General features: G+C 62.5%; 15 protein-coding genes and 1 riboswitch. Of the genes, 12 read left to right on the top strand and 3 right to left on the bottom strand.

Translation table 11 applies throughout. The features are described 5' to 3' along the window. The first annotated feature begins 78 nt into the window (after positions 1-78). The 4 genes from bioB to bioD are packed head-to-tail and all read left to right on the top strand — an operon-like array spanning position 79 to position 3,685. Positions 79-1,116, top strand: a complete 1,038-nt coding sequence (gene bioB / locus WCL58_RS06290; RefSeq protein ID WP_031299723.1) for a biotin synthase BioB — start codon at positions 79-81, stop codon at positions 1,114-1,116. Then, positions 1,116-2,267: an 8-amino-7-oxononanoate synthase gene (gene bioF / locus WCL58_RS06285; protein ID WP_147839618.1), complete on the top strand. Its 1,152-nt coding sequence runs from the start codon at positions 1,116-1,118 to the stop codon at positions 2,265-2,267. Before bioB ends, bioF begins: the two co-directional genes overlap by 1 nt. Continuing rightward, entirely contained in the window at positions 2,251-3,018 is a 768-nt protein-coding gene (gene bioC, locus WCL58_RS06280; protein WP_060420921.1) for a malonyl-ACP O-methyltransferase BioC, read from the top strand. The genes bioF and bioC overlap by 17 nt, the downstream gene beginning before the upstream one ends. Further along, positions 3,011-3,685, top strand: coding sequence for a dethiobiotin synthase (gene bioD, locus WCL58_RS06275; RefSeq protein ID WP_336850748.1), 675 nt, complete (start codon positions 3,011-3,013; stop codon positions 3,683-3,685). The genes bioC and bioD overlap by 8 nt, the downstream gene beginning before the upstream one ends. A gap of 26 nt (positions 3,686-3,711) precedes the next feature. On the opposite strand, the gene WCL58_RS06270 is transcribed toward bioD, so the two are convergent. Further along, positions 3,712-4,434, bottom strand: coding sequence for an ATP-binding cassette domain-containing protein (locus WCL58_RS06270; RefSeq protein ID WP_049195911.1), 723 nt, complete (start codon positions 4,432-4,434; stop codon positions 3,712-3,714). 1,106 nt (positions 4,435-5,540) lie between these two features. Here WCL58_RS06270 and uvrB point away from each other — a divergent pair. Both uvrB and WCL58_RS06260 read left to right on the top strand, forming a co-directional pair. Beyond that, positions 5,541-7,553 (top strand): excinuclease ABC subunit UvrB, encoded by a 2,013-nt coding sequence (uvrB, locus tag WCL58_RS06265; protein ID WP_142109441.1) that lies wholly within the window; start codon positions 5,541-5,543, stop codon positions 7,551-7,553. A gap of 100 nt (positions 7,554-7,653) precedes the next feature. Then, the gene (locus WCL58_RS06260; protein ID WP_049201151.1) at positions 7,654-7,920 is read left to right on the top strand and encodes a VF530 family DNA-binding protein; all 267 of its coding nucleotides are present in this window, start codon (positions 7,654-7,656) and stop codon (positions 7,918-7,920) included. 6 nt (positions 7,921-7,926) lie between these two features. Here the strand turns inward: WCL58_RS06260 and yvcK are convergent, their stop codons facing one another. Then, positions 7,927-8,844 (bottom strand): uridine diphosphate-N-acetylglucosamine-binding protein YvcK, encoded by a 918-nt coding sequence (gene yvcK / locus WCL58_RS06255; protein ID WP_060420927.1) that lies wholly within the window; start codon positions 8,842-8,844, stop codon positions 7,927-7,929. A gap of 259 nt (positions 8,845-9,103) precedes the next feature. Next, a riboswitch (molybdenum cofactor riboswitch) is annotated at positions 9,104-9,248 on the top strand. On the opposite strand from yvcK, the gene moaA reads away from it, so the two are divergent. From moaA to WCL58_RS06225, 6 genes are all read left to right on the top strand, one after another. Next, positions 9,235-10,221: a GTP 3',8-cyclase MoaA gene (moaA, locus tag WCL58_RS06250; RefSeq protein ID WP_004939778.1), complete on the top strand. Its 987-nt coding sequence runs from the start codon at positions 9,235-9,237 to the stop codon at positions 10,219-10,221. It overlaps the preceding riboswitch by 14 nt. A gap of 24 nt (positions 10,222-10,245) precedes the next feature. Then, positions 10,246-10,761 (top strand): molybdenum cofactor biosynthesis protein B, encoded by a 516-nt coding sequence (gene moaB, locus WCL58_RS06245; protein ID WP_033642238.1) that lies wholly within the window; start codon positions 10,246-10,248, stop codon positions 10,759-10,761. Between the two features lie 3 nt (positions 10,762-10,764). Continuing rightward, positions 10,765-11,244 (top strand): cyclic pyranopterin monophosphate synthase MoaC, encoded by a 480-nt coding sequence (gene moaC, locus WCL58_RS06240; RefSeq protein ID WP_049201144.1) that lies wholly within the window; start codon positions 10,765-10,767, stop codon positions 11,242-11,244. Next, positions 11,241-11,486: a molybdopterin synthase sulfur carrier subunit gene (gene moaD, locus WCL58_RS06235; protein WP_141958379.1), complete on the top strand. Its 246-nt coding sequence runs from the start codon at positions 11,241-11,243 to the stop codon at positions 11,484-11,486. The genes moaC and moaD overlap by 4 nt, the downstream gene beginning before the upstream one ends. Before the next feature lie 2 nt (positions 11,487-11,488). Then, entirely contained in the window at positions 11,489-11,956 is a 468-nt protein-coding gene (gene moaE, locus WCL58_RS06230; RefSeq protein WP_004939764.1) for a molybdopterin synthase catalytic subunit MoaE, read from the top strand. 130 nt (positions 11,957-12,086) lie between these two features. Then, a complete protein-coding gene (locus WCL58_RS06225) occupies positions 12,087-12,797 on the top strand; it encodes a Bax inhibitor-1/YccA family protein (protein WP_033637508.1) in 711 nt (236 codons plus the stop codon). 75 nt (positions 12,798-12,872) lie between these two features. Here WCL58_RS06225 and WCL58_RS06220 read toward each other — a convergent pair whose 3' ends face one another. Next, positions 12,873-13,979 carry an ABC transporter permease gene (locus WCL58_RS06220; protein ID WP_033637509.1) on the bottom strand — a complete coding sequence of 369 codons (1,107 nt, stop codon included), beginning with the start codon at positions 13,977-13,979 and terminating at the stop codon, positions 12,873-12,875.

The raw sequence follows: 13,979 nt of genomic DNA, 5'->3' as shown, positions 1-13,979 counted from the left end.
CAAATTGAATTAAGATTGGTTGACAGTATATCCACAATATTTAAACTGGCGACACTTTTTCGTTTTGGAGACGCCATGATGGCCGATCGCATTCACTGGACAGTAGGGCAAGCCCAGGCCCTGTTTGATAAACCTCTGCTTGAACTGCTGTTCGAAGCGCAAACCGTACACCGCCAGCACTTTGACCCGCGTCAGGTGCAGGTCAGCACGCTGCTGTCGATCAAGACCGGCGCTTGCCCGGAAGACTGCAAATACTGCCCGCAAAGCTCGCGCTACAAGACCGGCCTGGAGTCGGAGCGGTTGATGCAGGTCGAACAGGTACTGGAATCGGCGCGCAAGGCCAAGGCGAACGGCTCGACCCGTTTTTGCATGGGCGCGGCGTGGAAGAACCCGCACGAGCGCGATATGCCTTATCTGCAGCAGATGGTGCAGGGCGTGAAAGCGATGGGCATGGAAACCTGCATGACGCTGGGCACGCTTGACGGCACTCAGGCCGAGCGGCTGGCGGAAGCCGGGTTGGATTATTACAACCATAACCTCGATACCTCGCCGGAGTTCTACGGCAGCATCATCACCACCCGCAGCTACCAGGAACGTCTGGATACGCTCGACAAAGTGCGCGACGCCGGCATCAAAGTATGCTCCGGTGGCATCGTCGGGCTGGGTGAAACGGTGCGCGACCGCGCCGGGCTGCTGGTGCAGCTGGCCAACCTGCCGAAACCGCCGGAGAGCGTGCCGATCAACATGTTGGTGAAGGTAAAAGGCACGCCGCTGGCGGATAACGACGATGTCGATCCGTTTGACTTTATCCGCACCATCGCGGTGGCGCGCATCATGATGCCGTCTTCTTATGTCCGCCTCTCCGCCGGCCGTGAACAGATGAACGAACAGACACAGGCGATGTGCTTTATGGCCGGCGCCAACTCGATCTTCTACGGTTGCAAGCTGCTGACCACGCCGAACCCGGAAGAAGACAAGGATCTGCAACTGTTCCGCAAGCTGGGGCTGAACCCGCAGCAGACCGCCACCGAACACGGCGACAACCAGCAACAGCAGGTGCTGGCTAAGCAGCTGCTGAACGCCGATACCGCCGAGTTTTACAACGCGGCGCCGTGATGAGCTGGCAACAACGCATCGAGCAGGCGCTGGCAGAACGGCACCTCAACGCCGCCTACCGTCGGCGACAGACCACCGAGGGCGGCAACGGCCGCCAGATCCGGCTGGGCGATCGTCTCTACCTGAACTTCTCCGGCAACGACTACCTGGGGCTGAGCCAAGATGCGCGGGTGATCGCCGCCTGGCAGCAGGGCGCGCAGCGTTACGGCGTCGGCAGCGGCGGGTCGGGCCACGTCACCGGCTTTAGCGCGGCGCATCAGGCGCTGGAGGAGCAACTGGCGGCGTGGCTCGGCTATCCGCGCGCGCTGCTGTTCATCTCCGGTTACGCCGCCAACCAGGCGGTGCTGGCGGCGTTGATGCAGAAAGGCGATCGCATTTTAGCCGATCGCCTCAGCCACGCCTCGCTGCTGGAGGCGGCGGCGCAGTCGCCGGCCGAGCTGCGCCGCTTCCAGCACAATCAGCCGCAGGCGCTGGCGGATCTGCTGGCCAAACCCTGTGAAGGGCAGCGGTTGGCGGTGACCGAAGGGGTGTTCAGCATGGACGGCGACGGCGCACCGTTGGCGGAACTGCATCGCTTAACCCGCGCGGCGGGCGCCTGGCTGATGGTGGACGATGCCCACGGCGTCGGCGTGCGCGGCGAGCAAGGCCGCGGCAGCTGCTGGCAACAGGGCGTGCGCCCTGAACTGCTGGTGGCGACCTTCGGCAAGGCGTTCGGCGTCAGCGGCGCGGCGGTGCTGTGCGATGAGGCGACCGCCGAGTATCTGCTGCAGTTCGCCCGCCATCTGATTTACAGCACCGCGATGCCGCCGGCGCAGGCCTGCGCGCTGCAGGCGGCGCTGGCCTGCATTCGAGAGGGCGATGAACTGCGCGCCCGGCTGCAGGACAACATTCGGCGTTTCCGCCAGGGCGCGGCGCCGCTGGCGCTAACCCTGACGGATTCCGACACCGCCATCCAGCCGCTGCTGGTGGGGGACAATCAACGCGCGCTCGATCTGGCGACCCGCCTGCGTGAGCGCGGGCTGTGGGTGAGCGCCATCCGCCCACCGACGGTGCCGCCGGGCGGCGCGCGGTTGCGCATCACCCTGACGGCGGCGCATCAGCCGCAGGACATCGATCGCCTGCTGGAGGTATTGCATGACGTCAGCCAATGACGCGGTGAACAAACAGGCGGTCGCTTCGGCCTTCAGCCGCGCCGCCGGCAGCTACGACGCCGCCGCCGCGCTGCAGCGTGACGTTGGCGAGCGCTTACTGGGGATGGGGAGTGCCCATCCGGGCGAACGGCTGCTGGATGCCGGCTGCGGCACCGGCTATTTCAGCCGCCTGTGGCGCGAGCGCGGCAAGCAGGTGACCGCGCTCGATCTGGCGCCGGGCATGCTGGACGTCGCCCGTCAACGGCAGGCGGCGCACCATTATCTGCTGGGCGATATCGAACAGGTGCCGCTGCCCGATGCGGCGATGGACATCTGTTTCAGCAGCCTGGTGGTGCAATGGTGCAGCGATCTGCCCGCCGCGCTGGCGGAGCTGTATCGCGTGACCCGCCCCGGCGGCGTAATTCTGTTTTCCACGCTGGCGGCGGGATCGCTGCAGGAACTGGGGGACGCCTGGCAACAGGTGGATGGCGAGCGCCACGTGAACGCTTTCCTGCCGCTGGCGCAGATCCGCGCCGCCTGTGCTGACTATCGGCACGAGCTGGTCACGGAGCTGCGCACCCTGAACTACCCGGACGTGATGACGCTGATGCGTTCGCTCAAGGGCATCGGGGCCACGCACCTGCATCAGGGGCGCGAGGGCGGCCTGATGTCGCGTGGCCGTCTCGCCGCGCTGCAGGCGGCTTACCCGTGCCGGCAGGGGCAGTTCCCACTCAGCTATCATCTGGTTTATGGAGTGATTTATCGTGATTAAACGTTGGTTCGTGACCGGCACCGACACCGAAGTCGGTAAAACCGTCGCCAGCAGCGCCTTGCTGCAGGCCGCCAACCGGGCGGGCTACCGCAGCGCCGGTTATAAGCCGGTGGCTTCCGGCAGCGAAATGACCGCCGAGGGGCTGCGCAACGGCGATGCGCTGGCGCTGCAGGCCAACAGCGGCGTGGCGCTCCGCTACGACGAAGTGAACCCTTACGTTTTTGCCGAACCGACCTCGCCGCATATCGTCAGCGCCGATGAAGGCCGGCCGATCGAGGCGGCGCAGCTGTCCGACGGCCTGCGCCGGTTGGAGCAGCGCGCCGACTGGGTGCTGGTCGAGGGCGCGGGCGGGTGGTTTACCCCGCTGTCGGCGCAGTACACCTTCGCCGATTGGGTGCAGCAGGAGCAACTGCCGGTGATCCTGGTGGTGGGCATTAAACTGGGCTGCATCAACCACGCGGTGCTGACGGCGCAGGCGGTGCAACAGGCGGGGCTGAAGCTGGCCGGTTGGATCGCCAACGACGTGACGCCGCCGGGGCGGCGGCATCAGGAATACCTGGCCACGCTGCGCCGTATGCTGCCGGCGCCGCTGCTGGGTGAAATCCCGCACCTGCCGCAGGCCGAGCGGGCGCCGCTGGGGCAGTATCTGGATATCAGCCTGCTATAAACCCTCCATGAGGGAGGCTTTCTCCCTCATTCTCCTTCCTGGCGCGCCAGCCCGGCGCCGATCAACGCCTCATCCAGCTGCGCCAGCGCGCCGTGCGCCACCGTGCGCCCGCTGTCCAACAGGCAGAAGCGGTCCGCCACCCGGCGCACGAACGGCAGCTGATGCTCCACCAGTAAAATGGTCATGCCCAATTCGCGGTTGAGCCGGCGGATCACGTTGCCGATGTCGGCGGCGATCGAGGGGGGGACGCCCGCCGTCGGTTCGTCGAGGATCAGCAGCGCCGGCTCCTGGGCCAGCGCCCGGCCAATCGCCAGCTGGCGTTGGGCGCCCACGCAAAGATCGCCGGCGCGGCGCGCGCGCATCTGGCGCAAATGGGGAAACAGGCTGTAGATCAGCGGCGGAATGCGGCGAGGGGCGCCGCGCCCGGCCATTTGCGCCACCTGCAGATTCTCCTCCACGCTCAGCTGCGAGAAGAGCTGCCGCCCCTGGGGCACGTGGCTGATGCCCAGTGCGGCGCGGCGCTCCATCGGCTGCAGCAACAGGTTTTGCGGCGGCTGATCCGCCGGCTGCCAGGTCATGCTGCCGCTCACCACCGGCACATGCCCCATAATGCAGTTGACCAGCGTGGTTTTGCCCACGCCGTTGCGGCCGAGCAGCACGGTGCACTGGCCGCGCGGCAGCTCCAGGTTGATGTCCCACAGGGTGTGGTTCTGCCCGTAAAATTGATTGACCGATCTCAGGCTCAGCATTTGGCATTCTCCTCATAGACGCCCGTTTCACTCGTTGGCGGGGACTGCAAAGGCCGCATGCGCGGCGAATTTCCCGAGTGTGGCAATGTCTGGAACAAAATGCCGTCCGTCTAATGAGCCAGAGCAAGGTCTGCGGTAGACGGAATGACAGTCAATATGTCGTTAAAAACGACGCTTGTGACGACTTGGTGTCGTTCTTGCGCTTTTACGGGCGATAGCGCCGCGGAGATTACGCGTCGCGGCAGGCAGCGCATCATGCTGTGGCACCGCGTTTATACGCAGGAAGATAAAGCAACTCTCAGGCCAGTTTTGCCGCCGGGTGAAAACGGGGATTGTTATCGCCTTGTTAACCACGCGTCAGGCCTGACAGGCGCTGCCGTGGCGGCCCGAAAATACGCGGGGAAGTTAACCCGGACGTTTTTTGCACTCTTATGGTGCTCTTTGGTCAGGGCATGGTGCAAGGCGTTGCGCCGCCGTCAAGAGCGATCCGCGTGAAAGGGGCCAATGCGATTTTGGCAATGGGGATTTTTAGTATTAATCGGCATAAACAAAGCGATATTTTTATGAAAAAATAACTAAAAAAGGCATTTTGGCGAGTGTAAAGGGCGAAAAGCTTTCTTTCTGTAACTCCCGCCCCGGGCGGGGCGGTGAGAGTTATCCACTATTCCTGTGGATAACCTTGTGTATTAGATTTAGAAAAACGCTGTAAAGCGAGAGCCGACGCGGGTTCTGTTCGCTTTGTCCGCATTCTCGTCTTTTTATTAATGTTATTAAATATCAATAATTTAATTAAAATCAAGACGCAGGGGTATTGATCAGGCCTCTATGTATGATTTTTCAACGCCGTGCTATCAATAAGTTAATTCGCGGCAAGTTCTGGGGATAAATCTGTTATTGACAATAAAAATGTCACCGGGCTGTAACGCCACGGTGCAGCGACGTTGCAGCGGCGTCGATCCCGGCGACGAATCCGCTTGAAGCTGGTTTTATATCCAGTATCATGGGCACTGGCGCAAATCGCCGACACTTTCCATAATTAGGGGCCATGCCCGGCGCAGAGCCGGCTGGCCGCCTGAGCGCGCGCATCTCCACAGGGTAGCCGAGCAATGAGTAAACTTTTCAAACTGCATTCAGAGTTCAAACCGGCCGGCGATCAGCCGGAAGCCATCCGCAAGCTGGAAGAGGGGCTGGAAGACGGCCTGGCGCACCAGACGCTGCTGGGGGTCACCGGTTCGGGCAAGACATTCACCATCGCCAACGTGATAGCCGATCTGAATCGGCCGACCATGGTGCTGGCGCCGAACAAGACGCTGGCGGCGCAGCTGTACGGCGAGATGAAAGAGTTTTTCCCGGAGAATGCGGTGGAATACTTCGTCTCCTACTACGACTACTACCAGCCGGAAGCCTATGTGCCCAGCTCCGACACCTTCATTGAAAAAGACGCTTCGGTGAACGAGCACATCGAGCAGATGCGTCTTTCCGCCACCAAGGCGCTGCTGGAGCGGCGCGACGTGGTGGTGGTGGCGTCGGTGTCGGCGATCTACGGCCTGGGCGATCCGGATCTTTACCTGAAGATGATGCTGCACCTGACCCAGGGCATGATCATCGATCAACGATCCATTTTGCGCCGGCTGGCGGAGCTGCAGTACTCCCGCAACGATCAGGCCTTCCAGCGCGCTACCTTCCGCGTGCGCGGCGAGGTGATCGACATTTACCCGGCGGAGTCGGACGAGCTGGCGCTGCGCGTCGAGCTGTTCGACGATGAAGTGGAACGGCTGTCGCTGTTCGATCCGCTGACCGGGCAGATCGAGCAGGTGGTGCCGCGTTTTACCATCTACCCGAAATCGCACTACGTGACGCCGCGTGAGCGGATCATGCAGGCGATGGAAGAGATCAAGGTCGATCTGGCGGACCGCCGCAAGGTGCTGCTGGCCAACAACAAGCTGCTGGAAGAGCAGCGCCTGACGCAGCGCACCCAGTTCGATCTGGAGATGATGAACGAGCTGGGTTACTGCTCGGGCATCGAAAACTACTCGCGCTACCTGTCCGGGCGCGCCGAGGGCGAGCCGCCGCCGACGCTGTTCGACTACCTGCCGGCGGACGGCCTGCTGGTGGTCGACGAATCCCACGTCACCATTCCGCAGATCGGCGCGATGTTCAAGGGCGACCGCGCGCGTAAAGAAACGCTGGTGGAGTACGGCTTCCGCCTGCCGTCGGCGCTGGACAACCGCCCCTTGCGCTTCGAGGAGTTCGAGGCGCTGGCGCCGCAGACCATCTATGTCTCCGCGACGCCGGGCAAATATGAGCTGGAGAAATCCGGCGGCGATCTGATCGATCAGGTGGTGCGGCCGACCGGGCTGCTGGATCCGATCGTGGAGGTGCGACCGGTCGCCACCCAGGTGGACGATCTGCTCTCCGAGATCCGCAAGCGCGCGGCGATCAACGAGCGCGTGCTGGTGACCACCCTGACCAAACGCATGGCGGAAGACCTGACCGAATACCTGGAAGAGCATGGCGAGCGCGTGCGCTACCTGCACTCGGACATCGATACCGTGGAACGGGTCGAAATCATCCGTGACCTGCGTCTGGGCGAGTTCGACGTGTTGGTGGGCATCAACCTGTTGCGTGAGGGGCTCGACATGCCTGAGGTGTCGCTGGTGGCGATTCTGGACGCCGACAAGGAAGGCTTCCTGCGTTCCGAGCGTTCGCTGATCCAGACCATCGGCCGCGCGGCGCGTAACCTGAACGGCAAGGCGATCCTGTATGGCGATCGCATCACCGATTCGATGGCCAAGGCGATCGGCGAAACCGAGCGGCGCCGCGCCAAGCAGCAGGCCTACAACAAAGCCAACGGCATCGTGCCGCAGGGGCTGAACAAGAAGATCGGCGATATTCTGCAGATCGGCCAGCCGGTCAACCGCGCCAAGAACAAAGGCAAGGGCAAGGCGCTGGACGGCGGTGCTTCGCTTCAGAACCTCACGCCGAAAGCGCTGGATCAGAAAATCCGCGATCTGGAGGCGCAGATGTACACCCACGCGCAAAACCTGGAGTTCGAACAGGCCGCTGCGCTGCGCGACGAGATCCACCAGCTGCGCGAGCAGTTCATCGCGATTTCCTGACCGTTGGATGGCGCCCGCGCCGCGGGCGTCAAAATTCCTTGTCGGCCGCGCCAAAGCTGTTATGGTGTGCGGCCCGATTTGACCACGAAGAGTACCGAACATGAGCCAACACCAGTCCAAAGACCCGCTGCACGGCGTGACGCTGGAGCAACTGCTGACTAAACTGGTGGATCACTACGGTTGGTCCGAGCTGGGTGCGCGCATTCGCATCAACTGCTTCCGCAGCGATCCGAGCATCAAGTCCAGCCTGAAGTTTTTGCGTCGCACGCCCTGGGCGCGCAAAGAGGTGGAAGACCTGTATATCGATATGGTCAGCCATCCCGCCCCAGCCAGCGATAATCCCTGGCTGCGTGGGCGAGACGGTTAAATTCGATCAGCGGCGATCGGCCAGCGCCACCAGCGCCCGATCCAGCGCCTGACGCAGCAGCTGGCGATCGTGGCGGTAGGGGATGTCGCTCGCTTCCAGCGGCTGTTGAATCACCACCCGATCCTGCACTTCACTGGCGTCCACCGCCGGGCCGACGATCAGCGCATCGATCATCCGGCGGCCAATCTTCTCTTCCATCAGCGTCAGCTTATCCTGTAGCGACAGCGCCGCGGCGGCCACGCTCAGCTCGCGGCCGAGGTTGCCGATATAGATCATGCTGGCGCTGCTGCGACGCAGTGCCTGGGTGAGATCGTCCAGCAGCAGCAGCGGCATCAGGCTGGTGAGGAAACTGCCCGGCCCGATCAGGATCACGTCGGCCTGCGCGATGGCGTCCAGCGCTTCGCGCGTGGCGTTGACCGGCGGTGACAGCATCAGCTCCTGCGGCATATGGGTCAGCTGGTCGACATTCACTTCACCGTAAACATGGTTGCCTTCGTGATCGTGCGCCATCAAATCCACCGGCTGCTCCGACATCGGGATCAGCGCCGCGTCCACCTTCAGCAGGCTGCGTACCAGGTTGATCGCTTCCAGCGGGCGCACGCTCAGGTGATCCAGCGCTTTCAGCATCAGGTTGCCGAGGTTGTGGCCGGCCAGCTCACCGTTGCCGCTGAAGCGGTATTCGAACATCGCCGAGGCGACGCTCGGTTCGGTGATCAGCTGGTTGAGACAGTTACGGGTATCGCCCCAGGCAATGCCGCCTTCCGAGCGGCGGATGCGGCCGGTGGAACCGCCGTTGTCGGTGGTGGTGACGATGCCGGTCAGGCGGGAGCCTAAGGACGACAGGGCCGACATCACACGGCCCAGACCGTGTCCGCCGCCTAACGCCACCACGCGGTCGAGATCGGCCAGGGTACGATTACGCATAAATTTCCTTACAAAGGGGCTGAACTGCCCGCATAAGGTAGCGGATCCGGCATAAAAACGCGATAAGAGTGTCATTTGCGTGATTCCGGTCAATTCGTCCGCGCAAGTGATGTTTATCATGGTTTACCAGAATACGCGGCGTCTAAAAACGCTGTATAGACAATTATATAGCGAATTTACGCGTTGGCTATCGTTGCCGATTAGCGCTAGAATTCTGCTGAAAACCACGGTTTCGTTCCGGCTACTCAAGGTAGCGGGAAGAGAAATCAAACTCCTAGCCCCTGCGCCTACGTTGTTCATCCGGAACGATATGGCGCCTGGGCCGTGGCGAAGTCAGCCACCAGGGTGCAGAGGGGAAACGCTCGCATCTCCCGACTTTGGAAAGGTGTTATGGTGCCGCAACTCATTGATGCTTATGAGCGCAAGTTCTATTACCTGCGCTTGTCGATCACCGACGTGTGCAACTTTCGTTGCACCTATTGTCTGCCCGACGGCTACAAGCCGAGCGGCAGCCCGAAAAGCTTCCTGTCGCTGGATGAAATCCGCCGCGTCAGCCGCGCGTTCGCCGAACTGGGCACCGAAAAGGTGCGCCTGACCGGCGGCGAGCCTTCGCTGCGCCGCGATTTTACCGAGATCATCGCCGCCGTGCGGGAAAACCCGGCCATCCGTACCCTGGCTGTCACCACCAACGGCTACCGTCTGGCGCGCGACGTCGCCGCCTGGCGTGACGCCGGTCTGACGGCGATTAACGTCAGCGTCGACAGCCTGGATCCCCGCCAGTTTCACGCCATCACCGGTCAGGACAAGTTCCGCCAGGTGATGGACGGCATCGACGCCGCCTTCAGCGCCGGTTTCAGCAAGGTTAAGGTCAACGCGGTGCTGATGCGCGACGTTAACCACCAGCAGCTCGGCGCCTTTCTCGCCTGGATCAAAGACCGGCCTATCCAGCTGCGTTTTATCGAACTGATGGAAACCGGCGAGGGCGGCGAGCTGTTTCGCAAACACCACGTTTCCGGCGAAGTGATTCGCCGGCAGCTGGAGCAGCAGGGCTGGCAGCGCCAGGCGCGCGGCCGCAGCGACGGCCCGGCGCAGGTGTTCAGCCACCCGGACTACCAGGGTGAGGTGGGTCTTATCATGCCTTATGAGAAAGACTTCTGCGCCAGCTGCAACCGGCTGCGCGTTTCTTCCATCGGCAATCTGCACCTGTGCCTGTTCGGCGAGCAGGGGGTGCCCCTGCGCGATCTGCTGGCGGACGACGGCCAGCTCGACGCGCTGAAGGCGCGCATCCAGAGCGGGCTGCTGAGCAAGAAGCAGACCCATTTCCTGCATCAGGGCAACAGCGGGATCACCCAGAACCTGTCGTTTATCGGCGGCTGACAGCCAATAGGAGCCTATTGAACCATGAGCCATGCGAGCAGCGAGTTTATTCCGGCGCATATCGCCATCCTGACCGTGTCCGACAGCCGCGGCGCGGCGGAAGACACCTCCGGCCAATATCTGCAGGAAGCGGCGCAGGAAGCCGGCCATCAGGTGGTGGATCGCGCCATCGTCAAAGATGACATTTACCAGATCCGCGCGCGGGTTTCCGCCTGGATCGCCGATGACAACGTGCAGGCGGTGCTGATCACCGGCGGCACCGGTTTTACCGCCCGCGACAACACGCCGGAAGCGCTGCTGCCGCTGTTCGACAGAGAGGTAGAAGGGTTCGGCGAACTGTTCCGCATGGTGTCGTATGAAGAGATCGGTACCGCGACGATCCAGTCGCGTGCGCTGGCCGGCCTGGCCAACCGCACGGTGATCTTCGCCATGCCGGGCTCCACCCGCGCCTGCCGCACCGCCTGGGAGCGGATTATCGAAGAGCAGTTGGACGCGCGCCATCGCCCGTGCAACTTCCAGCCCCATTTGAAGAAGCCCTGAGTCATGACACAGCTAACCCACATTAACGCCGCCGGCGAAGCCCATATGGTTGACGTTTCCGCCAAGGCCGAAACGGTGCGCGAGGCGCGCGCCGAAGCCTTCGTCGAGATGCTGCCCGCCACGCTGGCGATGATCGTCGACGGCAGCCATCACAAGGGCGACGTGTTCGCCACGGCGCGCATCGCCGGCATTCAGGCGGCCAAACGCACCTGGGAGCTGATCCCGCTGTGCCACCCGCTGATGCTGAGCAAGGTCGAAGTACAGCTGGAGGCGCAAACGCAGCACAACCGGGTGCGCATCGAAACCTGCTGCCGGCTGACCGGCAAAACCGGCGTCGAGATGGAGGCGCTGACCGCCGCCTCGGTGGCGGCATTGACCATCTATGACATGTGCAAAGCGGTACAGAAAGACATGGTGATCGGCCCGGTGCGCCTGCTGGCGAAAAGCGGTGGCAAATCCGGCGATTTTAAGGTGAACGTATGATCGATATTCTTTTCTTCGCGCAGGTGCGCGAACTGGTGGGCACCGGTGGCCTGTCGATGCCGGCGGATTATCCGACCGTCGAGGCGCTGCGCCAGGCGCTGTGCGCGCGCGGCGATCGCTGGGCGCTGGCGCTGGAGTCCGGCAAGCTGTTGGCGGCGGTCAATCAGTCGCTGGTGGCGGCGGACCATCCGCTGCGCCCTGGCGATGAAGTGGCCTTCTTCCCGCCGGTCACCGGGGGGTAAGCATGGAAAATACCCGCATTCGCGTGGGCGAGGCGCCGTTCAACGTCGGCGACGAGTACCAGTGGCTGGCGCAGTGCGACGCCGATGGCGCGGTGGTGACCTTCACCGGCAAGGTGCGCAACCATAATCTGGGTGACGACGTCAGCGCGCTGACGCTGGAACACTACCCCGGCATGACCGAGAAGGCGCTGGCGGAGATCGTGGCCGAGGCGCGCAGCCGTTGGCCGCTGCAGCGGGTGACGGTGATCCACCGCGTCGGCGCGCTGTATCCCGGCGACGAGATCGTGTTCGTCGGCGTGACCGGCGCGCACCGCAGCATGGCGTTCGCCGCCAGCGAGTTCATCATGGACTACCTGAAGACCCGCGCGCCGTTCTGGAAGCGCGAAGCCACCGGCCAGGGCGATCGTTGGGTAGACGCCCGCGACAGCGATCGCGAGGCCGCGCAGCGCTGGCACGACGCGGCTAAATAACGCGTCAACAGCGGAAACAAATCAAGACCTTTGCCGCTTTCGCCCGGCATATTCTGTGGTACGCTTATAGCAGGCGAAGCCCCGTTCGCGGGGCTTCGGAATCTTGTTTACAACGCAAAAGGTAACCGTCATGGACCGATATCCACGCTCTAATGGTTCAATCGTCGAACGTGCCAACAGCGGCATTCAGGCCTACATGGCGCAGGTTTACGGCTGGATGACCTGCGGTCTGCTGCTGACGGCGTTCGTTTCCTGGTATGCGGCCAACACGCCCGCGATCCTCAACTTCATCTTCTCCAGCCAGATCACCTTCTTCGGTCTGATCATCGCCCAACTGGCGCTGGTGTTCGTGATCTCCGGCATGGTCAACCGCCTGAGCGGCGCGGTGGCCACTTCGCTGTTCATGCTGTACTCGGCGCTGACCGGGCTGACGCTGTCGAGCATCTTCATCGCCTACACCTACAGCTCGATCGCCAGCACCTTCGTGGTCACCGCCGGCATGTTCGGCGCCATGAGCCTGTACGGTTACACCACCAAGCGCGATCTGAGCGGCTTCGGCAGCATGCTGTTCATGGCGCTGATCGGCATCGTGCTGGCCTCGCTGGTGAACATCTGGCTGAAAAGCACCGCGCTGATGTGGGCGATTACCTACATCGGGGTGGTGGTGTTCGTCGGCCTGACCGCGTACGACACGCAAAAACTCAAGGCGATGGGCGAGCAGCTGAACGCCGATGATAAAGACAGCTTCCGCAAGTACGCCATCGTCGGCGCGCTGACGCTGTATCTCGACTTCATCAACCTGTTCCTGATGTTGCTGCGTATCTTCGGCAACCGTCGCTAAATCCGTGGCCTTTCAAGCAGTAGCTTGAAATCCACAGGACTTACCGGGCTCTGCATGTGACATGCAGAGCTTTTTTTATGCGATTTTGCGGCGGAACAGCGCGTAGGCGGCGCTGCCGGTGGTGGCGGTGATCACCAGCAGCGGCCACAGGCTGTGCCAGATGATGTCGAAGCTGGCGTCCTTCAGGTAGATCTGCTTGGTGATGTCGGTGAAGTGGCGTATCGGGTTGACCCAGGTAAGATCCTGCAGCCACACCGGCATATTCTCCACCGGCGAGACGTAACCCGAGAGCAGGATCGCCGGCATCATGAACACGAACACGCCGATGAACGCCTGCTGCTGAGTGGCGCACAGCGACGAGATCAGCAGGCCGAAACCGACCAGCGACAGCCCGTAGATCAGCATGGTGGCATAGAACAGAAGCAGCGATCCGGCAAACGGGATCTGGTACAGGAAGATGCCGATCAGCAGCACGATGCTGGCCTGGAAGCTGGCGACGATCAGCGCCGGCACCGCCTTGCCGATAAAGATCTGCCAGGTGGTGAGCGGCGAGACCAGCAGCTGTTCCAGCGTGCCCTGTTCGCGTTCGCGCGCCACCGACAGCGAGGTGACGATCAGCACGCCAATGGTGGTGATCATGGCGATCAGCGACGGCACCACGAACCATTTATAGTCCAGATTCGGGTTATACCAGTTGCGCACCACCAGCTCGCTGTTGTTGGGTTTGGCGCGGTTGCCGAGCAGCTCGTTCTGATATTCCTGAACGATCTGCTGCACGTAGTTGGCGGCGATCTGCGCGCTGTTGGAGTTGCGCCCGTCGAGCAGCAGCTGCAGCGGCGCGGTGTTGCCGGTGGCGATATCGCGGGAGAACTGCGCCGGGAAGCGGATCAGCAGCAGCGCTCGCTGGTTGTCGATGGTGGTCTTTATCTCCTGCGGGCTGCGCAGCAGCAGCACGTGTTGAAAGGCCTTGGCCTTGGCGAAGCGCTGGGTCAGCTCTACCGAGGCTTGGCCGCTGTCCTCGCTGTAGACCGCGATGGTGGCGTTGGTGACTTCCAGCGTCGCGGCGAACGGGAACAGCAGCACCTGCAGGATCACCGGCATGATTAAAATGGCGCGGGTTTGCGGATCGCGCAGCAGCGCCTGCATTTCCTTGATGATGAGCGTCAACAGACGATGAAACAT

Origin of the sequence: Serratia sp. TMDUHS_CL (genome assembly GCF_037137105.1) — a bacterium.
Classification (GTDB): domain Bacteria; phylum Pseudomonadota; class Gammaproteobacteria; order Enterobacterales; family Enterobacteriaceae; genus Serratia; species Serratia nevei.
This window is presented reverse-complemented; position numbering and strand designations above follow the sequence as displayed.